Annotated in this window: 20 protein-coding genes; 14 read left to right on the forward strand and 6 right to left on the reverse strand. The window is 63.6% G+C overall.

The features are described from left to right. Positions 1 to 4 precede the first annotated feature (4 nt). Complete coding sequence (locus tag E8E95_RS09830) at positions 5 to 934, forward strand: AEC family transporter (RefSeq protein ID WP_280349660.1); 930 nt, start codon at positions 5 to 7, stop codon at positions 932 to 934. A 604-nt stretch (positions 935 to 1,538) separates the two neighbouring features. Beyond that, positions 1,539 to 2,171, forward strand: coding sequence for a malonic semialdehyde reductase (locus E8E95_RS09835; protein ID WP_179059578.1), 633 nt, complete (start codon positions 1,539 to 1,541; stop codon positions 2,169 to 2,171). Positions 2,172 to 2,228: 57 nt separating this feature from the next. Here the strand turns inward: E8E95_RS09835 and E8E95_RS09840 are convergent, their stop codons facing one another. After that, entirely contained in the window at positions 2,229 to 3,578 is a 1,350-nt protein-coding gene (locus E8E95_RS09840) for an NHL repeat-containing protein (RefSeq protein ID WP_280349661.1), read from the reverse strand. A gap of 561 nt (positions 3,579 to 4,139) precedes the next feature. Here E8E95_RS09840 and E8E95_RS09845 point away from each other — a divergent pair. The 11 genes from E8E95_RS09845 to E8E95_RS09895 all read left to right on the forward strand — a co-directional run bounded on the left by E8E95_RS09845 (position 4,140) and on the right by E8E95_RS09895 (position 17,038). After that, positions 4,140 to 4,982: an IclR family transcriptional regulator C-terminal domain-containing protein gene (locus E8E95_RS09845; protein WP_077527236.1), complete on the forward strand. Its 843-nt coding sequence runs from the start codon at positions 4,140 to 4,142 to the stop codon at positions 4,980 to 4,982. A 382-nt stretch (positions 4,983 to 5,364) separates the two neighbouring features. Beyond that, entirely contained in the window at positions 5,365 to 6,714 is a 1,350-nt protein-coding gene (locus E8E95_RS09850) for an MFS transporter (protein ID WP_280349662.1), read from the forward strand. 164 nt (positions 6,715 to 6,878) lie between these two features. Next, on the forward strand, positions 6,879 to 7,841 hold the full coding sequence (locus tag E8E95_RS09855) for an AraC family transcriptional regulator (RefSeq protein WP_280349663.1): 963 nt from the start codon (positions 6,879 to 6,881) through the stop codon (positions 7,839 to 7,841). Positions 7,842 to 8,095: 254 nt separating this feature from the next. Then, positions 8,096 to 9,454 (forward strand): benzoate 1,2-dioxygenase large subunit, encoded by a 1,359-nt coding sequence (gene benA / locus E8E95_RS09860; protein ID WP_077527239.1) that lies wholly within the window; start codon positions 8,096 to 8,098, stop codon positions 9,452 to 9,454. Beyond that, positions 9,451 to 9,939, forward strand: coding sequence for a benzoate 1,2-dioxygenase small subunit (benB, locus tag E8E95_RS09865; protein WP_077527240.1), 489 nt, complete (start codon positions 9,451 to 9,453; stop codon positions 9,937 to 9,939). The genes benA and benB overlap by 4 nt, the downstream gene beginning before the upstream one ends. 10 nt (positions 9,940 to 9,949) lie before the next feature. Then, positions 9,950 to 10,963 (forward strand): benzoate 1,2-dioxygenase electron transfer component BenC, encoded by a 1,014-nt coding sequence (benC, locus tag E8E95_RS09870; protein WP_280349664.1) that lies wholly within the window; start codon positions 9,950 to 9,952, stop codon positions 10,961 to 10,963. 103 nt (positions 10,964 to 11,066) lie between these two features. Then, positions 11,067 to 11,843 carry a 1,6-dihydroxycyclohexa-2,4-diene-1-carboxylate dehydrogenase gene (locus tag E8E95_RS09875; RefSeq protein ID WP_280349665.1) on the forward strand — a complete coding sequence of 259 codons (777 nt, stop codon included), beginning with the start codon at positions 11,067 to 11,069 and terminating at the stop codon, positions 11,841 to 11,843. A gap of 179 nt (positions 11,844 to 12,022) precedes the next feature. After that, a complete protein-coding gene (locus E8E95_RS09880; RefSeq protein ID WP_280349666.1) occupies positions 12,023 to 13,354 on the forward strand; it encodes an MFS transporter in 1,332 nt (443 codons plus the stop codon). A 37-nt stretch (positions 13,355 to 13,391) separates the two neighbouring features. Beyond that, positions 13,392 to 14,606 carry a benzoate/H(+) symporter BenE family transporter gene (locus E8E95_RS09885; protein ID WP_280349667.1) on the forward strand — a complete coding sequence of 405 codons (1,215 nt, stop codon included), beginning with the start codon at positions 13,392 to 13,394 and terminating at the stop codon, positions 14,604 to 14,606. Positions 14,607 to 14,764: 158 nt separating this feature from the next. Then, positions 14,765 to 15,994 (forward strand): OprD family porin, encoded by a 1,230-nt coding sequence (locus E8E95_RS09890; protein WP_280349707.1) that lies wholly within the window; start codon positions 14,765 to 14,767, stop codon positions 15,992 to 15,994. A gap of 180 nt (positions 15,995 to 16,174) precedes the next feature. Further along, the gene (locus E8E95_RS09895; protein ID WP_280349668.1) at positions 16,175 to 17,038 is read left to right on the forward strand and encodes a methyl-accepting chemotaxis protein; all 864 of its coding nucleotides are present in this window, start codon (positions 16,175 to 16,177) and stop codon (positions 17,036 to 17,038) included. A 12-nt stretch (positions 17,039 to 17,050) separates the two neighbouring features. Here E8E95_RS09895 and E8E95_RS09900 read toward each other — a convergent pair whose 3' ends face one another. From E8E95_RS09900 to E8E95_RS09915, 4 genes are all read right to left on the reverse strand, one after another. Then, positions 17,051 to 18,229, reverse strand: a complete 1,179-nt coding sequence (locus tag E8E95_RS09900; protein WP_280349669.1) for an NAD(P)/FAD-dependent oxidoreductase — start codon at positions 18,227 to 18,229, stop codon at positions 17,051 to 17,053. 174 nt (positions 18,230 to 18,403) lie between these two features. Further along, a complete protein-coding gene (locus E8E95_RS09905) occupies positions 18,404 to 19,387 on the reverse strand; it encodes an MDR family oxidoreductase (protein WP_280349670.1) in 984 nt (327 codons plus the stop codon). Between the two features lie 64 nt (positions 19,388 to 19,451). After that, positions 19,452 to 20,084: a TetR/AcrR family transcriptional regulator gene (locus E8E95_RS09910; RefSeq protein ID WP_280349671.1), complete on the reverse strand. Its 633-nt coding sequence runs from the start codon at positions 20,082 to 20,084 to the stop codon at positions 19,452 to 19,454. Positions 20,085 to 20,274: 190 nt separating this feature from the next. Further along, positions 20,275 to 21,162, reverse strand: a complete 888-nt coding sequence (locus E8E95_RS09915) for an alpha/beta hydrolase (RefSeq protein WP_280349672.1) — start codon at positions 21,160 to 21,162, stop codon at positions 20,275 to 20,277. Between the two features lie 177 nt (positions 21,163 to 21,339). On the opposite strand from E8E95_RS09915, the gene E8E95_RS09920 reads away from it, so the two are divergent. Further along, positions 21,340 to 21,918, forward strand: coding sequence for an ABATE domain-containing protein (locus tag E8E95_RS09920; RefSeq protein WP_280349673.1), 579 nt, complete (start codon positions 21,340 to 21,342; stop codon positions 21,916 to 21,918). Positions 21,919 to 22,158: 240 nt separating this feature from the next. Here the strand turns inward: E8E95_RS09920 and E8E95_RS09925 are convergent, their stop codons facing one another. After that, positions 22,159 to 22,692 (reverse strand): Rrf2 family transcriptional regulator, encoded by a 534-nt coding sequence (locus tag E8E95_RS09925; RefSeq protein ID WP_077527252.1) that lies wholly within the window; start codon positions 22,690 to 22,692, stop codon positions 22,159 to 22,161. Between the last annotated feature and the right edge of the window lie 69 nt (positions 22,693 to 22,761).

The following is a 22,761-nucleotide window of genomic DNA, read 5'->3' on the forward strand; positions in this document are numbered from 1 at the left end:
TCCAATGCTTCAGATACTTGGCATTACCGCGCCCATCTTCATCCTGATCGGCATCGGCTACCTGTCCGCCCGCGGGCGGCTGGTCAGTCCGGAGCAGGTGCTGGGCATGGGCAAGTTCGTCATCACCTTCGCCTTGCCGGCCCTGGTCATACGCGCACTGCTGGAAAAGCCGCTGGACGAGGTGTTCGACGCCACCTACCTGCTGGCCTACGGCATCGGGTCCCAGGTGGTGTTCTGGGGCGGTTTCCTGTTCTCCCGGATGGTGCGCAAGGACAGCCTCAGCGGCAGCGCGTTGGCGGGCCTTGGCATGTCGGTGTCGAACAGCGGCTTCATCGGTTATCCCATCGTGGCCATGGTCCTCGGTTCACCGGCGGCCGTGGCGCTGGCCCTCGGAATGCTGGTGGAGAACCTGCTGATGATTCCGCTGGCGCTGGCCCTGGCCGAAATGGGTCGGCAGAACGGCAGCGGATTGCGTGCGGCGCTGCTGGATACCTTCCTGCGCCTGCTGCGCAATCCGGTGATCATCTCCATCAGCATCGGCCTGGGATTGGCCCTGCTCGGCGTTCGCCTGCCCAGCGTGCCGGCCAAGGTGGTGGAGATGCTGGCGACGGCCTCGGCGCCTGTGGCGCTCTTCGTCATCGGCGCCAGCCTCAACGGATTGCGAGCCGGTGGCCTGGTCAAGGACGTGGCCCAGCTCAGCCTCGGCAAGCTGCTCCTGCACCCGCTGGCGGTCCTGCTCAGCTTCCAGCTGCTGCCCCCGGTCGACCCGGCATTGCGAGTCGCGGGCGTGCTCTTCGCTTGCTCGCCGATGATGAGCATCTACCCGATCCTCGGTCAGCGCTTCGGACTCGAAGGGCGCTGCGCCGCGGCGCTGGTGGTCTGCACCGTGCTGGCCTTCGTCAGCATCAGCATGTTCATAGGTTTGCTGACCTGAGGCACGGGCTGCTTGTCTGTAGGGGCGATTTCAATCGCCAAGCAGGCCGCAGGTCTGCCCTTTAGATCTCTTGGGGCTGCTTCGCCACCCTTGGCGAATGAATTCGCCCCCACAAGTGGAGCCCTGCGCTGGCTATCCTCTCCAGATCATCCGCGCGAGCGTGCGACCACCGTCAGCGTCAGCTTGTTCATCGGATTGCTGACCTGAGGCGCGGGCTGCTTTTCTGTAGGGGCGATTTCAATCGCCAAGCAGGCCGCAGGTCTGCCCTTGAGATACTCTGGGGCGGCTTCGCCGCCCTTGGCGAATGAATTCGCCCCCCACAGGTGGAGCGCTGCTCTGGCTATCCTCTCTAGATCACGCGCACGAGCGTGCGACCACGGTCAGCGCCAGCTTGTTCATAGGATTGCTGACCTGAGGCGCGGGTTGCTTTCTGTAGGGGCGATTTCAATCGCCAAGCAGGCCGCAGGTCTGCCCTTGAGATCCTCTGGGGCGGCTTCGCCACCCTTGGCGAATGAGTTCGCCCCCACAGGTGGAGCGCTGCGCTGACTATCCTCTCTAGATCATCCGCACGAGCGTGCGGCCACCCTGGCAAGAGGAGGCAGCGATGAGCAAGCGATTGAGCGAAGAAGGCATGGACCTGCTGTTCCGTCAGGCACGTACCTACAGTGCCTGGCTGGAAAAACCGGTAAGCGACGATACGTTGCGCGAACTGTACGACCTCATGAAGTGGGGCCCCACCAGCGCCAACTGCTGTCCGGCACGGATCCTTTTCCTGCGCACGCCCGAGGCCAAACAGCGCCTGTTACCCGCACTGGCGCCGGGCAACATCGACAAGACCATGGCGGCTCCGGTCACCGCTATCGTTGCCTACGACCTCAAGTTCTATGAGCAGCTGCCCACGCTCTTCCCGCACACCGATGCGCGCGCCTGGTTCGCCAACACGCCAGAACTGGCGGGGCTCACTGCGCGGCGCAACAGCTCGTTGCAGGGGGCCTATTTCATGCTGGCGGCGCGGGCGGTGGGGCTGGATTGCGGGCCGATGTCGGGGTTCGACAATGCCCTGGTTGACCACGAATTCTTCCCCGCCGACGGGCGCGCGGACGCCTTCCAGCTGGAGCACTTCCCGGATAGCCAGGTGAAGTCCAGCTTCCTCGTCAACCTGGGCTATGGCGATCCGTCGAAGCTGCACGCGCGCGGGCCGCGCCTGGACTTCGACGAGGTGTGCAAGCTGCTTTAGGAGGGGCAAGGAATGGGACGGCGAAACCGCCCCATTCTTCGAACCGTTGCACGGGCATCACTTCAGCATCAGTGGTGCCGGCTGACGGAGCCCGGTGGGCGTAGCGGCAGGACAGCGGTTGTCCAACGGGAAGCAGGCTGTACCGGTCTCACCTCCGCGTGGAGCACAGCCGGGGCCGCAGATCGCGTCCTGCTCCGGGCTGGAGAAGCAGTCCAGTGCGGCACAGAAATCGACCACCGCTCCGTTGCCACAGAAGCAGCGCACCAGGTTCGGCCCGCTCCCCTGTGGACCCGACTCCACGTAGCTCAGGGTTGCGGGGTCGGTTTGACCGAAGGTCATGTACCAGGGCTCTTTCAGTGCCCCGCCCGTTGCCGTGGTCGGGACGAAGGATGTGTACGCTTTGGTGGCCACATCGTAGCTCCGCACCTCGCCGGTGCTGGTCACTGCCACGAAGAGTCGCCCGCCCGGACCGAAGAGCAGGGCCTGGGCGAATGCCCGGGTCTCTCCAAGGAGGTTGAGGGGGATCTTGTCGACGAACGTTCCCTGGGCGTCATAGATACGAATGGAATCGGTGTCCTGCGGGTTCGCCTGGAAGCTGGTGACATAAAGACGTCCGTCAGGGCCGAAGACCAATCCTTCGGGTCGATTGAGTCTTCCCACACCGCCCGTGTCCTCAATGAATACACCGGCAAAGGTGCCGGCAGCGGTGAAACGCACCACATGGCCGCCCAGGCCGTCGTTCTTCAGATTGCGCAGCGAGACATAGAGGAAACCGTCCGGGCCGAACACCACGGAGCGCGGATTCCGATCTGCGGCCGGGAAGCGAGCAAAGGTCAGGTCCCGAATGAAGGCGCCGTTTGCAGCATAGGTAGGCAACCTGCCGGGCGACCTGCCGTTGGCCGTGGTGAGCTCGGCCACATAGAGCACGTCGTTGCCATCGCGGACGATTCCACGCGGTACGAATGGCGCGTTCTTGTTCCCGGAGGAGACCAGCTTGCCCAGGAAGGCCCCGGTCAGGCTGTCGTACCGCAATACCTCGCCAGGTATGCCGAGATTGACGTTCTGGTTCACCACCAGGAGATTCCCATCGAGCAGTATCCCGCGCGGCCCTGCCAGTCCGCCGCTGCCGGGGCGGACAAAGGCATCCGGGTCATTGGCAGGATTCAAGTCCACATCCAGGAACCTGCCCGTAACAGCATCGAATCGTTTTACGGAATTGTCGCCGGAGTCGCCGACATAAAGTATGTCCTCGCCGTAACTAGAGCTATTTACAACCAGACCAAGAATTGAAATTGCGGCCAAGACTATGATGCGCATTAACTTCAAGCCGCACTCAAGTCTCACGCTTATTATTCTCATGGCGCGATCCTCAGGTTTCGTTTCAGTCATATGCTCGATCTGTTCCATGCTCGACCTTATCCCCAGAGGACAGGTCAGGGAGGCCGAGGACGCGACGAATGCGCGAGCGGTACCGCCGGGAGTTCGCCTGGCGGCAGAAATGAATATGGGGTCTATTTGATGCGCTTCGGTGAAGGGTATGGATGGGGATGAAAGAAGAACCAGAACAGTGTTGTTATTGTTTTCCCGATTACGCTAGCAACGAGTCGAGTTGTTTTCCAAGTTCGAGCAATACGAAATGGCGATATCACTCTGCGCCCGTAATCGAGAGTCAATATTTCCGTTCATCCATGAATTGAAGTTCGGAATAGATACTGCTGCCCGAACTGGGGAATTGCCAGCCCCGAACGCGCGGGTAGCGCGCCGGGGTGATGGCGTCTGCGTAGGGGATGGCGGCTGCGCCTCTTGAGCGGAGCCGTTGCCGGGCGCCGAGGTACCTGATCAAACCGGGGCGCTGGTTGGCGGCGGCAAAAGTAAGAGTCGAACGCATCAGGGTCAATTGCGATTATCGAACTTTGGTTCGATAATCGGCCGACTTGCCGCGACCGCGATCCACCAAGGACAAGAAGAATGACCGAAGAACTGCGTGCCCCTCTGCCGCCACTGGCTCCCCCGATCATCGCCTCGCCGGCCAAGCGCATCGAAGCTTTCACCGGCGATCCCAACTTCATGACCTCACTGGCTCGCGGCCTGGCGGTGATCCATGCGTTCCAGGAGCGCAAGCGCCACCTGACCATCGCCCAGATCAGCCATCGCACCGAGATTCCCCGCGCCGCCGTGCGTCGCTGCCTGCACACCCTGATGAAGCTGGGCTACGTCACGACGGACGGGCGCACCTACTCGCTGCTGCCGAAAGTCCTGACCCTCGGCCACGCCTACCTGTCGTCGACGCCGCTGGCGGTCACCGCCCAGCCGATCCTCGACCGCCTCAGCGACCAGCTCCACGAGGCCTGCTCCATGGCCACCCTGGAAGGCGACGAGATTCTCTACATCGCCCGTTCGGCCACGCCCAATCGGCTGATCTCGGTGGACCTGAGCGTCGGCAGCCGGCTGCCGGCCTATTGCACGTCCATGGGCCGTATCCTCCTGGCCGCCCTGGATGACGCCGCGCTGGACGACTACCTCGAACATGCCGACCTGCAGGTCAAGACGAGCCGCACCGTGCACACCGTCGACGGGCTGCGCGCCAGCATTGCGGAAATCCGTCGCCAGGGCTGGGTGATCATCGACCAGGAACTGGAGATGGGCCTGCGCTCAGTGGCGGTTCCGGTGCGCGATTCCGCCGGCCAGGTGCTCGCTGCATTGAACGTTGGCACCCACGTGGGCCGCGTTAGCCGGCAGGAACTGGAAACCCGATTCCTCCCGGCGTTGATCGAGGCGAGCAAGGATCTGAGTACGCGGTTGTTCCATTGAACGGCGGTGACGCTTTTCCTGTGGGGGCGAATTCATTCGCTATGCAGGCCGCAGGCCTGCCTTGTGGTGTTCTTCGGGGCAGCTGCGCTGCCCTTAGCGAATGAATTCGCCCCCACAGAAGAGCAGCAAGAGCAATGCCTGCAGGATGCGTTCGATATTCGAACGCTTTGCCGATTATCGAATTGAACCGACAATCGTCTCTTCGTAAGGTCTGCACAGCCGCGCCACCAGCCAGCGCGGCCAATAACAACAATGAGAGTCCGATCCGGTGACACCAGAAGCACCGGGCACGCCCTCATTCCTGTCCAGTCCGAGTCTTCCCCGTCAGAGACCGCAGAGAACGGTCCGCATGCGGAGGAGGGCCAATAGCAGGAATTCTTGCATGACCAGCCCAGCCCACCTGCCCGCCACGGGCACGCTCGACGTTCAATCCTTCATCAACACCCAGCCGCTATCCGCCTATCAATGGCGCGTCGTGTTGCTGTGTTTCCTCATCGTGTTCCTCGACGGCCTGGATACCGCCGCCATGGGCTTCATCGCCCCGGCGCTGACCCAGGACTGGGGCATCGACCGTGCCAGCCTTGGCCCCGTGATGAGCGCCGCGCTCATCGGCATGGTCTTCGGCGCCCTCGGTTCCGGTCCCATGGCCGACCGCTTCGGGCGCAAGGTTGTGCTGGTGACAGCAGTGTTCCTGTTCGGGCTGTTCAGCCTGATCTCCGCGTTCAGCGCCAACCTCGAACAACTCCTGATTCTCCGTTTCCTCACCGGCCTCGGCCTGGGCGCTGCCATGCCCAACGCCACGACGCTGCTCTCCGAATACACCCCCGAACGCCTCAAGTCGCTGCTGGTCACCAGCATGTTCTGCGGCTTCAACCTCGGCATGGCCTCCGGTGGCTTCGTTTCCGCCTCGATGATCCCGGCCTTCGGCTGGCACAGCCTGCTGCTCCTCGGCGGCATCCTGCCGCTGGCGCTCGCCGTGGTGCTGCTGATCTGGCTGCCGGAATCGGCACGCTTCCTGGTGGTGCGCAACAAGGGCAATGAGAAGGTGCGCAAGGCGCTGGCGCCCATAGCGCCTGCTGAAGTGGCGACCGCCAGCGGCTTCAGCGTGCCGGAACAGAAGACCGTGCAGAGCCGCAACGTCTTCAAGGTGATCTTCTCCGGCACCTACAGCGCCGGCACCCTGTTGCTCTGGCTGACCTATTTCATGGGCCTGGTCATCGTCTACCTGCTCACCAGTTGGCTACCCACCTTGATGCGCGACAGCGGCGCCAGCATGGAGCAGGCCGCGTTCATCGGCGCGCTGTTCCAGTTCGGCGGCGTGCTCAGCGCCGTTGGCGTGGGCTGGGCCATGGACCGTTTCAACCCGCACAAGGTGATCGGCGCGTTCTACCTGATGGCCGGTGTCTTCGCCTATTTTGTCGGCCAGAGCCTGGGTGAAGTGACCCTGCTGGCCACCCTGGTCCTGCTTGCCGGCATGTGCGTCAACGGCGCGCAATCGGCCATGCCGTCCCTGGCGGCGCGTTTCTACCCGACCCAGGGTCGCGCCACCGGTGTGTCCTGGATGCTTGGTATCGGCCGCTTCGGCGCCATCCTGGGTGCCTGGATCGGCGCGACCCTGTTGGGTCTGGGCTGGAACTTTGAACAAGTGTTGACCGCGTTGGTGGTGCCTGCCGCCATCGCTACTACAGCGGTGATCATCAAGGGGCTGGTAAGTCACGCCGACGCGACCTGAGTCGGCTCGCGACCGGTTGTTACAACCGGTCGTACTTATCTTCAACCGTTTATCCCTGGCCACAGCATGTAGGAAAAGCCTCACATAGAATCGCGTAATGATGATCGCGGGTGCTTGCCAACCGGCATGACGCCCGCGACTTACAACAACTAGAAAGAGTGCCTGTGATGGATAGTCGCCTGCTGAGTGAACGCAGTAAGGTGTTCGAGCGTGCGGACCCCTATGCCGTGTCCGGATATGTGAACCAGCATGTCGGGTCGCACTGCATTCGCCTGCCCGCCGCAGGCCATCCCGAGGCCAGCCTCAACCATCGCAAGTTCGCCAACCTCGACCTCTGCCGCATCAGCTATGGCGGTGCCGTGCGCGTCACCTCACCGGCGCTGGAAACCATCTACCACCTGCAGATTCTCCTCAGCGGCCATTGCCTCTGGCGCGGCCACAAGCAGGAGCACTACCTGGCCCCCGGCGAGCTGCTGCTGATCAATCCCGATGACCCGGTGGACCTGACGTATTCGGACGACTGCGAGAAGTTCATCCTGAAGATGCCGACCACGCTGCTGGAAAGCATCTGTGACGAGCAGCGCTGGCAGCGGCCAAGCCTTGGCGTGCGTTTCCTGCAGAACAACTACCGGCTCGATGAGCTGGAAGGCTTCGTCAACCTGCTGGCCATGGTCTGCCAGGAGGCCGAAGCCAGCGACGCGCTGCCGAGGGTGCAGGAGCACTACGCGCAAATTGTCGCGAGCAAGATGCTCAGCTTGATGAAGACCAACATCAGTCGCGAAAGCCTGGGCTGCCAGGAGGCTTCGTTCGATCGCATCCTGGCCTACATCGAGCACAACCTGAAGCAGGACATCAGCAGCGAATTCCTCGCCCGCCAGGCCAGCATGAGCCTGCGCTCCCTCTACGCGCTGTTCGAGCGCCACCTGGGCACCACGCCCAAGCACTACATCCGCCAGAAGAAGCTGGAACGCATCCGCGCTTGTCTCGCCGACCCCAGCTGCAACGTGCGCAACGTCACCGAGCTGGCGCTGGACTATGGCTTCCTGCACCTGGGTCGCTTCTCCGAGAGCTACAAGAGTCTGTTTGGCGAGCTGCCGTCGGACACCTTGAAGCGGCGCGGACTGTAGCCGCTCCTGCTTTTCTGTGGGGGCGAATTCATTCGCTATGCAGACCGCAGGTCTGCCCTGAGACCTTGATGGGGGCAGCTGCGCTGCCCTCAGCGAATGAATTCGCCCCCACAAGCTGCGCTCATACAAACCTTTCCTGACATCCACCACCGCTTTGCAAAAAACGGATAGCGATCTGCACAAAGCGGATATTGCCGTTTGCCCCGCCTCCCTAACCTGACCTGGCCTGAACAATAACAACGGAGGCCCTGGCCATGTCCCTGGGATTCGATTTCCTGCACTCGCTGCTTGAGGATGACAAAGAGAAGGGCGTCTACCGCTGCAAGCGGGAGATGTTCACCGACCCGCGCCTGTTCGAACTCGAGATGAAGCACATCTTCGAAGGCAACTGGATCTATCTCGCCCACGAGAGCCAGATTCCCGAGAAGAACGACTACCTCACCCTCAACATGGGGCGCCAGCCGATCTTCATCGCGCGCAACAAGGATGGGGTACTCAACGCTTTCCTGAACGCTTGCAGCCATCGTGGCGCGCAGCTGTGCCGGCACAAGAGCGGCAACCGTTCCTCCTATACCTGCCCGTTCCACGGCTGGACCTTCAACAACTCCGGCAAGCTGCTGAAGGTGAAGGACCCGGCTGAAGCCGGCTATCCCTCCAGCTTCAACTGCGAAGGCTCCCACGACCTGACCAAAGTGGCTCGCTTCGAGTCCTATCGCGGCTTCCTCTTCGGCAGCCTGAATGCCGACGTGAAGCCCCTGGTCGAGCACCTGGGCGAGTCCGCCAAGATCATCGACATGATCGTCGACCAGTCCCCCGAGGGCCTGGAAGTCCTGCGCGGTTCCTCCAGCTACATCTACGAAGGCAACTGGAAGCTGACCGCCGAGAACGGCGCCGACGGCTACCACGTGAGCTCCGTGCACTGGAACTACGCCGCCACCCAGAACCAGCGCAAGCAGCGCGAAGCGGGTGAAGAGATCAAGACCATGAGCGCCGGCAGCTGGGCCAAGAACGGCGGCGGCTTCTACTCCTTCGATCACGGTCACCTGCTGCTCTGGACCCGTTGGGCCAACCCGGAAGACCGTCCGCTCTACGAGCGTCGTGACGAACTCGCCCAGGACTTCGGCAAGGCCCGCGCCGACTGGATGATCGAGAACTCGCGCAACCTCTGCCTGTACCCGAACGTCTACCTGATGGATCAGTTCAGCTCGCAGATCCGTATCGCCCGGCCGATCTCCGTCAACCAGACCGAAATCACCATCTACTGCATCGCACCGAAAGGCGAGAGCGCGGACGCCCGCGCCAAGCGCATCCGCCAGTACGAAGACTTCTTCAACGTCAGCGGCATGGCCACTCCGGACGACCTGGAAGAATTCCGCTCCTGCCAGCTGGGCTACCAGGGCAGCCGTGGCTGGAACGACATGTCCCGTGGTGCCGAGCACTGGGTCGAAGGCGCTGACGCCGCCGCCCAGGAAATCGACCTGCATCCGCTGCTCTCCGGCGTACGCACCGAAGACGAAGGCCTGTTCGTGCTGCAGCACAAGTACTGGCAGGAAACCATGCTCAAGGCCGCCGCAGCCGAGCAACAACTGATCCCCGTGGAGGCCGTGCAATGAGCATCTCTTACGACGCCGTGCGCGACTTCCTCTACCGCGAAGCGCGCTACCTGGACGACAAGGATTGGGACAACTGGCTGGAGCTGTACGCGGCCGACGCCAGCTTCTGGATGCCGTCCTGGGACGACCGCGACGAGCTGACCGAAGACCCGCAGACCGAAATCTCGCTGATCTGGTACGGCACCCGTGGCGGCCTGGAAGACCGCGTCTTCCGCATCAAGACCGACCGTTCCAGCGCGACCATGCCGGACACCCGCACCTCCCACAACATCAGCAACATCGAGATTCTCGAAGTGGCCGACGGGCAGTGCAAGGTGCGCTTCAACTGGCACACCCTGAGCTTCCGCTACAAGACCGTGGACAGCTATTTCGGCACCAGCTTCTACACCCTCGACGTGCGCGGCGAGAGCCCGCTGATCAAGGCGAAGAAGGTGGTTCTGAAAAACGATTACGTACGTCAAGTCATCGACGTCTACCACATCTAGGGTGCCTGCCATGACTCACAAGATCGCACTGACTTTCGAAGACGGCGTCACCCGTTTCATCGACGCCACCCCCAGCGAAACCGTGGCCGATGCGGCCTATCGCCAGGGCATCAACATCCCGCTGGATTGCCGTGACGGCGCCTGCGGCACTTGCAAGTGCTTCGCCGAAGCCGGCCGCTATGACCTGGGCCAGGACTACATTGAAGACGCACTGAGCGAGGAGGAGGCCGAACAGGGTTATGTACTCACCTGCCAAATGCGCGCCGAGAGCGATTGCGTGGTGCGTGTGCCGGCGTCCTCCGATGTCTGCAAGACCCAGCAGGCCAGTTTCGAGGCCAGCATCAGTGCGGTTCGCCAGCTGTCCGACAGCACCATCGCGCTGTCCATCAAGGGCGAGTCCCTGAGCAAGCTGGCCTTCCTGCCGGGCCAGTACGTCAACCTCAAGGTGCCGGGCAGCGAGCAGACCCGCGCCTATTCCTTCAGCTCCCTGCAGAAGGACGGCGAAGTCAGCTTCCTGATCCGCAACGTCCCGGGCGGTCTGATGAGCAGCTTCCTCACCGGTCTGGCCAAGGCGGGCGACAACATGTCCCTGGCCGGTCCTCTGGGCAGCTTCTACCTGCGCGACATCCGCCGCCCGCTGCTGCTGCTGGCCGGCGGCACTGGCCTGGCGCCTTTCACCGCGATGCTGGAAAAGATCGCGGAAGAGGGCAGCGAGCACCCGCTGCACCTGATCTACGGCGTGACCAACGACTTCGATCTGGTGGAGATGGACAAGCTGGAAGCCTTCGCCGCGCGCATCCCTAACTTCACCTACAGCGCCTGCGTGGCCAACCCGGAAAGCAGCTACCCGCAGAAGGGCTACGTGACCCAGCACATCGCGCCGAAGCACCTCAACGACGGCGACGTGGATGTCTACCTGTGCGGCCCGCCGCCCATGGTCGAGGCGGTCAGCCACTACATCCGCGAACAGGGCATCTCGCCCGCGAATTTCTACTACGAGAAGTTCGCTGCCAGCGCGGCCTGATCCCGCACGACTCTCTGTAGGAGCGAGCTTGCTCGCGAAAGGATTTGCACCGAGCCGTTCGCGAGCAAGCTCGCTCCTACAAAAGCCATCTGAAGAGGCTGTCATGAACAAGAGATTCCAAGACAAGGTCGCGCTGGTCACCGGCGCGGCGCAGGGCATCGGCCGCCGTGTGGTCGAGCGGCTGGTGGAGGAGGGCGCGCACGTCGTGGCCGTGGACCGCTCCGAGCTGGTCTTCGAGCTACAGGACGAATTGGGTTCCGGCGCCTCGATGCTGGCCCTGACCGCCGACCTCGAACAGTTCGCCGAGTGCCACCGCGTGGCTGCTGCGGCAGTTGAGCGTTTCGGCCGGCTGGACATCCTGATCAACAACGTGGGCGGGACCATCTGGGCCAAGCCCTACGAGCACTACCAGGAACACGAGATCGAGGCCGAAGTGCGCCGCTCGTTGTTCCCCACCCTCTGGTGCTGCCATGCCGCGCTGCCCCACATGCTGGAGCAGGGCGCGGGCGCCATCGTCAACGTCTCGTCCATTGCCACCCGCGGGGTGAACCGTGTGCCCTACGGCGCGGCCAAGGGCGGGGTGAACGCACTCACCGCCTGCCTGGCTTTCGAGAACGCTGAGCGCGGTATCCGCGTCAACGCCACCGCACCGGGCGGCACCGAAGCGCCGCCACGCCGGATTCCGCGCAACACGGCGCAGCAGAGCGAACAGGAAAAGGTCTGGTACCAGCAGATCGTCGACCAGACGATCGACAGCAGCCTGATGAAACGCTACGGCACCATCGACGAACAGGCCGGCGCCATCCTCTTCCTGGCCTCCGATGACGCCTCCTACATCACCGGCGTAACCCTGCCGGTGGGCGGAGGTGACCTCGGTTAACAGAAATACACCGTGGTGATGGGTTTCGCAGGCTCTACCCATCCTACGTAGAGGGTCATTCGTAGGATGGGTAGAGCGGAGCGAAACCCATCAGGCCCACACAAGCGTATCTACCGGTCGGGCACCGTCACGCGCCCGACCAAGCGGTTTCTCGACAATTACAACAAGAGACAGATGCCATGCGAAAACTCGACGTACACGAGATCATCGATAACGCGCGCTTCACGCCCTTCCACTGGATGGTGATGTGCTGGTGCGCACTCCTGCTCATCTTCGACGGCTATGACCTGTTCATCTATGGCGTGGTCCTGCCGGTACTCATGAAGGAATGGGGCCTGACCCCGCTGGAAGCTGGTGCCCTGGGCAGCTACGCGCTGTTCGGGATGATGTTCGGCGCGCTGTTCTTCGGCCCCCTGGCCGACAAGATCGGCCGCAAGAAGGGCATCGCCATCTGTTTCGTGCTCTTCTCCGGTTTCACCGTCCTCAACGGCTTCACCAGCAGCCCCACCGAGTTCGGCATCTGCCGCTTCATGGCAGGCCTGGGCATCGGCGGGCTGATGCCCAACGTGGTAGCGCTGATGAACGAGTACGCGCCGAAGAAACTGCGCAGCACCCTGGTCGCCATCATGTTCAGCGGCTACTCCTTGGGCGGCATGCTGTCCGCCGGCGTGGGTATCTACATGCTCCCGCGCTTCGGCTGGGAGGCCATGTTCTTCGCGGCCGCCGTGCCGCTGCTGATGCTGCCGTTGATCCTCTGGTACCTGCCGGAATCGGTCGGCTTCCTGCTGCGCCAGGGCCGTGTCGAGCAGGCCCGCGCGATTCTCAAGCGCGTCAACCCGGAACTGGAACTGCGTGACGACGACCACCTGGAACTCATCGAAGCGAAGAAGCAGGGTGCCCCGGTGCTGGAACTGTTCCGCGAAGGCCGTGCGCTGCGCACCGTGATGATCTGGGTGGCGTTCTTCTGCTGCCTGCTGATGGTCTATGCCCTGAGCTCCTGGCTGCCGAAGCTGATGGCCAACGCCGGTTACAGCCTGGGTTCCAGCCTGTCGTTCCTGCTCGCCCTGAACTTCGGCGGCATGTTCGGCGCCATTGCGGGCGGCTTCCTGGGTGACCGCTTCAACCTGCCGAAAGTAGTCGCGGCCTTCTTCATCGTCGCGGCCATCTCCATCAGCCTGCTGGGCTTCAAGAGCCCGACGCCGGTGCTCTACCTGCTGATCGGCATCGCCGGCGCCACCACCATCGGTACGCAGATCCTGCTGTATGCCACCGCCGCACAGTTCTACGGCCTGGCGATTCGTTCCACCGGTCTCGGCTGGGCCTCGGGCATCGGCCGCAACGGCGCCATCGTCGGCCCGCTGCTGGGTGGCGCGCTGCTGGGTATCAACCTGCCGCTGCAACTGAACTTCATGGCCTTCGCCATCCCCGGTGCCATTGCTGCCCTGGCCATGTGCTTCGTCCACCTGCAGCAAACCCGCGCTGCACCGCTGGCGACGGCAGCACAGGGCTGAGACTGACCACGCGTCGCACCACTGGCCGGGAGGCAGCATGCGCACCTTGTTCAAGGACTGTTCATTGTCCGCTGTGGTGGCGGGATTCATCGCCACCATGATTTCCTACGCGGGCCCCCTGGTGATCGTGTTCCAGGCGGCCGAGAGCGGCGGCATGCCGGCCGAGCTGCTGTCCTCCTGGGTGTGGGCGATCTCCATCGGTAGCGGGGTGCTGGGGATTGTCCTCAGCCTGCGCTACCGGGTGCCGGTGATCATCGCCTGGTCGGCGCCGGGCTCGGCACTGCTGGTGTCGATGTTGCCGGGCATCAGCGCCGCCGAGGCGGTGGGGGCCTATGTGATGGCCAACGCCATCATCCTGCTGGTGGGCCTGTCCGGCGCCTTCGACCGCATCGTCGGCAAGCTGCCGGCCGCCATCTCGGCGGCGATGCTGGCGGGCATCCTGTTCAGCTTCGGCACGCGACTGTTTACCTCCCTCAAGGACGAACCGCTGATGGTGATGGCCATGTTCATCACCTACCTGCTGGTGCGGCGCCTGTCGCCGCGATACGCGGTGATGGCCGTGCTGCTGGTGGGTTGCAGCATCGCCGCCGGTAGCGGCCAGCTCAACACTTCGGCCCTGGTGATCGGCTTCGCCACCCCGGAATGGGTGACGCCGGCATTCACCTGGCACGGTCTGTTCAATATCGCCTTGCCGCTGGTGATGGTGGCGCTTACCGGCCAGTTCGTGCCCGGCGTGGCCGTGCTGCGCAATGCCGGTTACCCGACCCCGGCGAGCCCGATCATCTCCGCCAGCGGCCTGGGCAGCCTGCTGCTGGCGCCCTTCGGTTGCCACGGACTGACGCTCGCCGCCATCACCGCGGCCATCTGTACCGGCCGGGAGGCCCACGAGGACCCGGCCCGGCGCTACGTTTCCGGGGTGGTGGGTGGGGTGTTCTACCTGTTGCTGGGCATCTTCGGCGCAACCCTGGTTTCGATCTTCACCGCACTGCCCAAGGAACTGATCGCGGCACTGGCGGGCCTGGCGCTGTTCGGCGCCATCGCCGGTGCGCTGGCCGGTTCCATGGCCGTGCCGGAGGACCGCGAGGCGGCCCTGATCACATTCCTGGTCACTGCATCGGGGATGTCCTTCCTCGGTCTGTCGGCTGCGTTCTGGGGGCTGATCTTCGGCATCTTCGCCCACCTGCTGCTGGCGGCCCGCCGCGTCCCCAAGACCGCGCCGGAACGGGAGGAGGTGCTCGAACCCAATCCCTGACCTGACCCGGTGATGGAACCACTGCGGGAGCTGTCCGCGGCCATCGCCACACCTTCCCCGACTTGCGTGCATGGCCCCGAAAGAGGGTCGCGGGGAAGTTTTGTCCCAATAAAAACAAGAGCGACGAAATGACCAACACCACGAGCAAGCTTTCCGTAATGCTTTGCGCCGGCGTAAGCGCTGGCTTCGCCCAGGCCGCCGAGTCCGGTTTCATCAAGGACTCCACCGCGACCTTGCAGGCGCGCAACTACTACTTCAGCCGTGACTATTCCGACATCGTCGGCGCCAACCAGCAGTCCAAGGCCGAGGAATGGGCCCAGGGCTTCATCCTCAACTTCAAGTCCGGCTATACGCCGGGCCCGGTGGGTTTCGGCCTCGACGCTATCGGCACCCTCGGCATCAAGCTCGACAGCAGCCCTGACCGGGTCAACACCGGCCTGCTGCCGGTGAAGGAAGACGGCAGGGCGGCCGATGATTACAGCCGCCTGGGCGTGGCTGGAAAGATGCGCTTCTCGAAGACCGAGCTGAAAGTCGGGGAGCTGCAACCCAACCTGCCGGTGCTGGTATTCAGCGACATTCGCCTGCTGCCACCCAGCTACCAGGGCGCCAGTGTCACGTCCAACGAGATCGCCGGGCTGACCGTGCAGGGCGGCCATCTCACCAGCACCAGCCTGCGCAACGAGGCCGGTGACGACAAGATGCAGGCCATGCTCGGCCATGTGCCGCAGCGCCAGGCCTCCAGCGACGCCTTCAACTACGCCGGCGCCGATTACGCCTTCAATTCGAACCGCACCACGCTCAGTGCCTGGTATGCGCAGCTGGAAGACATCTACGACCAGCGCTTCTTCGGCCTCAAGCACAGTGAGCCGGTGGGCAACTGGGTGCTGGGGGCCAACGTCGGTTACTTCGACTCCAGCGAGGATGGCAGGAAGCTCATCGGCGAGATCGACAACCAGGCCTTCTTCTCGCTGCTGTCGGCCAAGCGTGGCGGGCATACCTTCTACATCGGCTACCAGGCCATGTACGGCGACAGTTCCTTCCCGCGTGTGTTCGCGAACGTCAGCCCGCTGGGTAACGAGGTGCCCACCTACGAGTTCGCCTTCGCCGATGAGCGCTCGTGGCAGGCGCGCTACGACTACGACTTCGCCGCCCTCGGCATCCCCGGCCTGGTGGCCAGCACCCGCTACATCACCGGCGACAACGTGGATACCGGCAAGGGCTTCGAAGGCAAGGACCGCGAGCGCGACCTGGATGTCAGCTATGTCGTCCAGAGCGGCAGCCTCAAGGGGCTTGGCGTGCGCGTACGCAACGTCACCGCACGCTCCAACTATCGCACCGACATAGACGAGAACCGCCTGATCCTGAGTTACACCTGGACGCTGTTCTGATACCGAGTGCCGTTGCCCGGCATGGGCACGGCCTGCTTTCCCTGTGGGGGCGATTTCAATCGCCAAGCGGGCTGAAGGCCCGCCATGTTCAGGCCCAGTTGGGGTAGCTGCGCTGCCCTTGGCGAATGAATTCGCCCCCACAGGATCTTGTATTCCGCGATGCACAAGGAGTTTTCATCCATGCCCCGCAAACCCCTCGCCGCACTGCTGCTAATCAGCGGCGGCGTGCTTTGCCTGGTCGCCTTCCTGCTGGCCAGCGGATGGCTGCTGGCCGTGGCGCTGATCGCCATCGTTGCCGCCGGTCTGCTGTATCACCTCCAGCCTCCGGTGGTGGTCGAAGTGCGCGTGGAAGTACCGGTCGAGCCGGCCATCCAGGTGATCGCCGCTGCCGAGCCGCAGTCGGTGCCCATCCCGTCCAATACCCACCTGCAAGCGCCCTTGAGCGAGTTGCTCGATGCCATCGTCCATTGCGAGGCGGACATGCAGTACGCCAACTCGCTGGCGCGCGCGGCCGGGGAAAAGGTCCAGCTGGGCGCGGAGAGCATGCAGGCCACGGCCGGCGCCATCGGTGAGCTGGACGCCTACATGGCGCATATCGGTCAGGTATTCAACGAGCTGGGCAGCCAGTCCATGCGCATCGGAGCCATCGTCGGCAGCATCCAGGACATCGCAAAGCAGACCAACTTGCTGGCGCTCAATGCCGCCATCGAGGCCGCACGGGCGGGCAGCCACGGGCGCGGTTTCGCCGTGGTGGCGGACGAGGTGCGCAACCTGTCATTGCGCGCCAATGAGTCCAGCGGGCAGATTCGCCTGATCGCAGAGGGTTTGCAGAAGGCCGCCCTTGATGCGAGGGCGGGGATGGAGCATGTCAGCGGTTCAACCCGCGCCGGGCTGGAAAAGTCTGCCGCGGCCCTCAACGCCATGGGCGAGATGCGGGCGGGCGCGGCGGCGCGGGTGGAGATCGTCGAGAGGATAGTCCAGCGCCTCGCGGGTCAACGAGGGCTGGCAGAGCGCATGGCGGGCTTGCTGGAAGAGGGCGCCTGACCGGAAACCGGCTCAGGCGTACTGGCCGGCAGCGTAGCCGGATGCCCAGGCCCACTGGAAGTTGAAACCGCCGAGGTGGCCGGTCACATCCAGTACTTCGCCAATGAAGTACAACCCCGGCGAGCGCTGCGATTCCAGGGTCTTTGACGACACCTCATCGGTGCTCACGCCGCCCAGGGTCACTTCGGCAGTGCGATACCCCTCGGTGCCGGACGGGGTCAGTCGCCAGGCGGACAGTTGCTCGGCAATCGCCGACAGCTCGGACGGGGTGTACTGCTTCATCGGCTTGGACTCGAACCACAGATCGGCGAGCAGGCCGGCGAGCTTCTTGGTGAATAGCTCGGCGAGCAGAGTCTTGAGTTCGCTGTTGGGGCGTTCCCGCTGCTGTTGCGCCAGCCATTCGTTGGCGTCGTGATCGGGCAGCAGGTCGATTTCCAGAGTGTCGCCCGGATGCCAGTAGGAGGAAATCTGCAGCATGGCCGGGCCGCTGAGGCCACGGTGGGTGAACAGCAGGTTCTCGCGGAAGACCTGGCCGTTGCAGCTGACGCGGCAATCCACCGAAGTACCGGAGAGCTCGGTGCACAGGTCCTTCAACTGGTCGGTGATGGTGAAGGGCACGAGTCCAGCGCGGGTCGGCAGCACTTCGTGGCCGAACTGGCGAGCCACCTGGTAGCCGAAACCGGTGGCACCCAGCGTCGGGATCGACAGGCCGCCACTGGCGATCACCAGCGATTCGCAGTGCATCATCCCGGCGCTGGTCTGCAACTGATAGCCGCTGTCGTGACGGGCGATCTCGATGATCGAGGTCTCCAGCATGATCTCCACGCCAGCGTCGTCGCATTCGCTCAGCAACATGTTGAGGATGTCGCTGGATTTTCTATCGCAGAACAGTTGGCCGAGTTTCTTCTCGTGGTACGGCACTTCGTGCTTGGCGACGAGGCCGATGAAGTCCCACTGGGTGTAACGGGCCAGTGCCGACTTGCAGAAGTGCGGATTGCGCGAGAGGAAGTTGGCCGGCTCGGTGTACATGTTGGTGAAGTTGCAGCGACCGCCGCCGGACATGAGGATCTTCTTCCCGGCCTTGTTCGCATGGTCGACCACGCGCACACGACGTCCACGCCCGGCCGCCGTTATCGCACACATCAGTCCGGCTGCGCCGGCGCCAATGATCACCACCTCAGTACTCGACACTGTCCACTCCGCTATTCGAAAACGGCGCGCATCTTACCCGAATGCCAGACGGGCCGCCGAACCTCCCGACGCAGTACGTTTTTCCGCGAACGTGGCGCTGAGTGCAACGAGGCCCAACAACCTGCTCGGATTACGGCTTCGCAGGCTTGGCGCCAACCTGCGAAGCCCGTGGCATCACGCGTTGACGTTCACCACCACGCGGCCGCGTACCTTGCCGTCCAGCAGGTCACCGGCCACGGCAATGGCATCACCCAGGCCGATCTCGCGGGTGATGGCGTCCAGTTGGGTGATATCCAGGTCCCGTGCCAGGCGGTCCCAGGCTTCGATGCGCTCGGCGCGCGGGCGGGTGACGCTGTTGATCCCCAGCAGGCTCACGCCGCGCAGGATGAAAGGCGCCACGCTGGCGGGGAAATCCATGCCCTGGGCCAGGCCACACGCGGCAACGGCGCCATCGGCGCGCAGGCCGGCGCAGACGTTGGCCAGGGTATGGCTGCCCACCGAGTCGATGGCCGCGACCCAGCGTTCCTTGGCCAGCGGGCGGCCCGGTTCGGAGAGTTCGCTGCGGTCGATGATCTCGGCGGCGCCCAGCCCCTTCAGATAGTCCGCTTCACGGGTACGCCCGGTGGCTGCGACAACGCGGTAGCCCAGGCGGGCGAGCAGGGCAATGGCGAAGCTGCCCACGCCGCCGTTGGCGCCGGTGACCAGTACATCGCCCTGGCCGGGTTTCAGACCGTGGCGCTCCAGCGCCAGCAGGCAGAGCATGGCGGTGTAGCCGGCGGTGCCGATGGCCATGGCCTGGCGGGAGCTGAAGGCGGTGGGCAGCGGAATCAGCCAGTCACCTTTCAGTCGCGCTTTCTGCGCCAGCCCACCCCAATGGGTCTCCCCCACGCCCCAACCGTTGAGCAGCACCGCGTCGCCCGCCTTGTAGTCCGGGTGGCTGCTGGCTTCCACCGTGCCGGCCAGGTCGATGCCCGGCACCATGGGGAACTGCCGCACCACCGGGTTCTTGCCGGTAATGGCCAGGCCGTCCTTGTAGTTCAGCGTGCTGTAGTCCACGCGGATCGTCACATCGCCTTCGGGCAGTTGCGCCTCGTCCAGCTGGGTATTGCGGGCGCGGTAACCGGCCTCGTCTTTCTCGATCAGGATTGCGTTGAACATGCTCACACCTCCAATTAGACCAGTCGTCTATAAATGGGCCTGAAAAACCGCGCGCGCTCATAGGCTAGCGCGGCAAACCGGCCAGGAATCCTTTGAAGAAAACATCCAGCGGAACGTTGTCCCGCGTCAGCCGGGCACGCAATACGGCGCCTTCCCAGCCGATCCAGAAGAACGCCGCCAGTCCATCGCAATCCGCCTTCGTCGACAGCTCGCCGGCAGTGCAGGCTTCGCGCAGGCATGCGGCCAGGCGGTCCTGCCAACTGCACAGGATGGCCTCCAGTTCCAGCCGGAAACCCTCCGGCAGGATGGCCACTTCCTGGCCCAGGTTGCCCACCAGGCAGCCCCGGCAGAACTGGTGCTTGACCATGCCGACCTTGGCGTCCTCGACGAAGTTGCAGAGGCGCTGCAGCGGGGAAACGTCGTCCTGTAGCAGGTAGCGGTTCAACTTGTGGGCGAAGTAGCCGGCGTAGCTCTCCAGCACCGCCTGGCCGAAGGCTTCCTTGCTGTCGAAGTAGTGATAGAAGGAGCCCTTGGGCACGCCCACGCGCTTGAGCACCGCGTCGATGCCGGTGGACATGAAACCCTGCTCGGTAAGGATTTCCATGCCGCAGCGAATCAGCGCGGCACGGGTATCGTCGAAATCGCGCTCGACCTTGGGCGGGCGGCCGCGACGGGGTTTGGGTTGGGTGTCGGTCATGGGAAGGGAATTTTAGACTGATCGTCTAGAAGGTCAACCGCGACGAAGGTCGAAAATTTGGGGCCGCACTACTGTGGGGGCGAATTCATTCGCTGAGGGCTGCGTAGCAGCCCCTGGCATGGTTGGCAGGCCTTCGGCCTGCTTCGCGAATGAATTCGCCCCCACACAAAAGCCAGACCGCGTCAAAAGGTCAGGCTGGAATGTTCGCCAACACCTCACGTATCCGCTGGGCGATCTCGCCGACATGGGTTTCCAGGGCGAAGTGCCCGGTATCCAGCAACCCCACCACTGCATTGGGGTTATCGCGCTTGAAGGCCTCGGCGCCTGGCGGGATGAAGAAGGGATCGTGCTCGCCCCAGATCACCAGGGTTGGCAAGTGGGTATCGCGGAAGAAGGCCTGGAACGCCGGGTAGAGCTTCAGGTTGTTGGCGTAGTCGAGGAACAGGTCGAGCTGGATGTCCTTGTTGCCGGGGCGTTCCAGCAGCAGCGCATCCAGGTAGTACGACTCGGGTGCCACCAGCGTCACGTCCTTCACGCCATGCACGTACTGCCAGCGCGTGCCGGCCAGGTTCAGCACGGCATCGTGTACCACCTTGCGACGTTCCGGGTTGCCCGGCTCGGCCCAGTAGGCGCGGATCGGCTCCCAGGCATCACCCAGACCTTCCAGGTAGGCATTGCCATTCTGCGAAACCAACCCCGTGATCCGTTCCGGATGAGCCAAGGCCAGGCGCAGGCCGGTGGGGGCGCCGTAGTCGAACACATAGAGGGCGTAGCGTTCGAGGCCCATCTTCTCGACGAAGGCCCCGAGGGTGACTGCCAGGGCATCGAAGCTGTAACGGTATTCGCGTTCTGCGGGGACTTCAGTGAAGCCAAACCCCGGCAGGTCCGGCGCGACGATGTGGAACTTGTCGGCCAGCAGGGGGATCAGGTCACGGAACTGGTGTGACGAGCTGGGATAGCCGTGCACCAGCAGCAACGTGGGTGCGGCGGGGTCGCCGGCTTCACGGTAGAAGACACGAACACCGTCGGCTTCGACGAACTGGTGGCGCACCGGGGTATGCACGATGGGCGAGGTCATGGCGATCACTCCGTAACTTGTAAAGGTGATATTGAGGGTTACTTCTGGGGCTGAGTATGAACGCGCAATGTAACCTGTCAATAAGATAAATACAGGTTACTTAAGCCGTTCGTCGTAACTGTTCATTCGCCGTTTATGGGGTTACTCTTTCGTTAATCACTTCTCCGGAGCGCCATCGTGACCACCGCCGTTTCCTCGCCACCCCTCGAACCCTTCGTACTGGCTGACCACCCCGTGCTGGACATGCTCAACACTCTGGCCGCGATGGATGGCGCGCCCCTGGAGTTCTGGCACAGCGATGAGGATGTCCAGGCCTGGCTGGCCCGCACGGGCTGGGACCTGCCAGCGGTGCGCTTCGCCAGGGGCGAATTGCTGAAGGCGGCGCTGACTCTGCGTGAAGCGGTGCGCGGGCTGGTGGAGCAGCGCAAGGCGGGCGGCCAAGGTTCGCCGGATGTCCTCAATCGCTTCCTGGCGACCCCCAGCCACCCGCGACTGGACTGGTCGGCAGGCGGACCACCGCGACTGGAGAAAGTGTGGGGAACGGCGACTGCCGAGCAGTACCTGGCGCCCCTGGCCGAAGCGGCGGCGGAGCTGCTGGTGGAAGGCGACTTCAACCTGGTGCGCGAATGCGAGCACCCGGACTGCGTGCTCTGGTTCTACGACCGCACCAAGTCCCATCGGCGCCGCTGGTGCAGCATGGCGCTGTGCGGCAACCGGCATAAGGTGGCCGAGTTCCGCAAGCGCAAGCAGCAGTGACAAAGCGTTGTCGCGCTTTTCCCTGTGGGGGCGAATTCATTCGCTATGGGCAGCACAGCTGCCCCCTTGTCCACCATAGGGCGAACCTTCGGTCCGCTCAGCGATTGAAATCGCCCCCACAGGTTTCGCGCCGATCTCCTGTAGGTTGGGCAGAGCGCAGCGAAGCCCAACGCAGCGGGGTTCCGTTCCCAGGCGATGGGTTTCGTTCCTCTACCCATCCTACGATCTGGTCGGGCGGCCTCAGAGCGGCCCGATCTCAACCTTGCCGTCGTGACGCTCGTTCATCCAGCGCAGAATCTGTTCGCCGAATTCGGGCGGGGCCTTGCGGGCGACGCGGCGCACGAGGTCGAGAATGGTCTGCTGGGCGAGGGCTTCTTCCATGCGTTGCTGCGCCTGCTGCATCACGGCGTGGATGGAGCAGGGGTCGGCGACGGCCCAGTTCGGCGCCGGGCATTCACTTCCGAAGATCGCGCAGCGCTCGCGCACGCCACGGCATTCGAATATCTGCTTGTCGCCATCGATGGCGCGAACGATATCCAGCACGCTGATCTGGTCCGCCGGCCGTGCCAGGCGGAAGCCGCCGCGTACGCCTTCCGTCGCCGCTACCAGGCCCGCCCGCGCCAGGCGGGTGAAGACCTTGGCCAGCAGTTCCGGCGGCACGCCCTGCAATTCGGCCAGGGTGCGCACGCTGGCTTCGCGGCCGTCGCCTTTCTCGTCTGCCAGGTATAGGAGGCAATGGATGCCGTACTCCACGCCCGCACTGTACAAAGCCATGCTTAACTCCGACTAATAATGTCGCCAGTGTGGCGGCCATTCTCTATTACGTTTCCCGTGTTTCCAGCT

Source organism: Pseudomonas sp. BN414 (genome assembly GCF_029871275.1).
Classification (GTDB): Bacteria; Pseudomonadota; Gammaproteobacteria; order Pseudomonadales; family Pseudomonadaceae; genus Metapseudomonas; species Metapseudomonas resinovorans_C.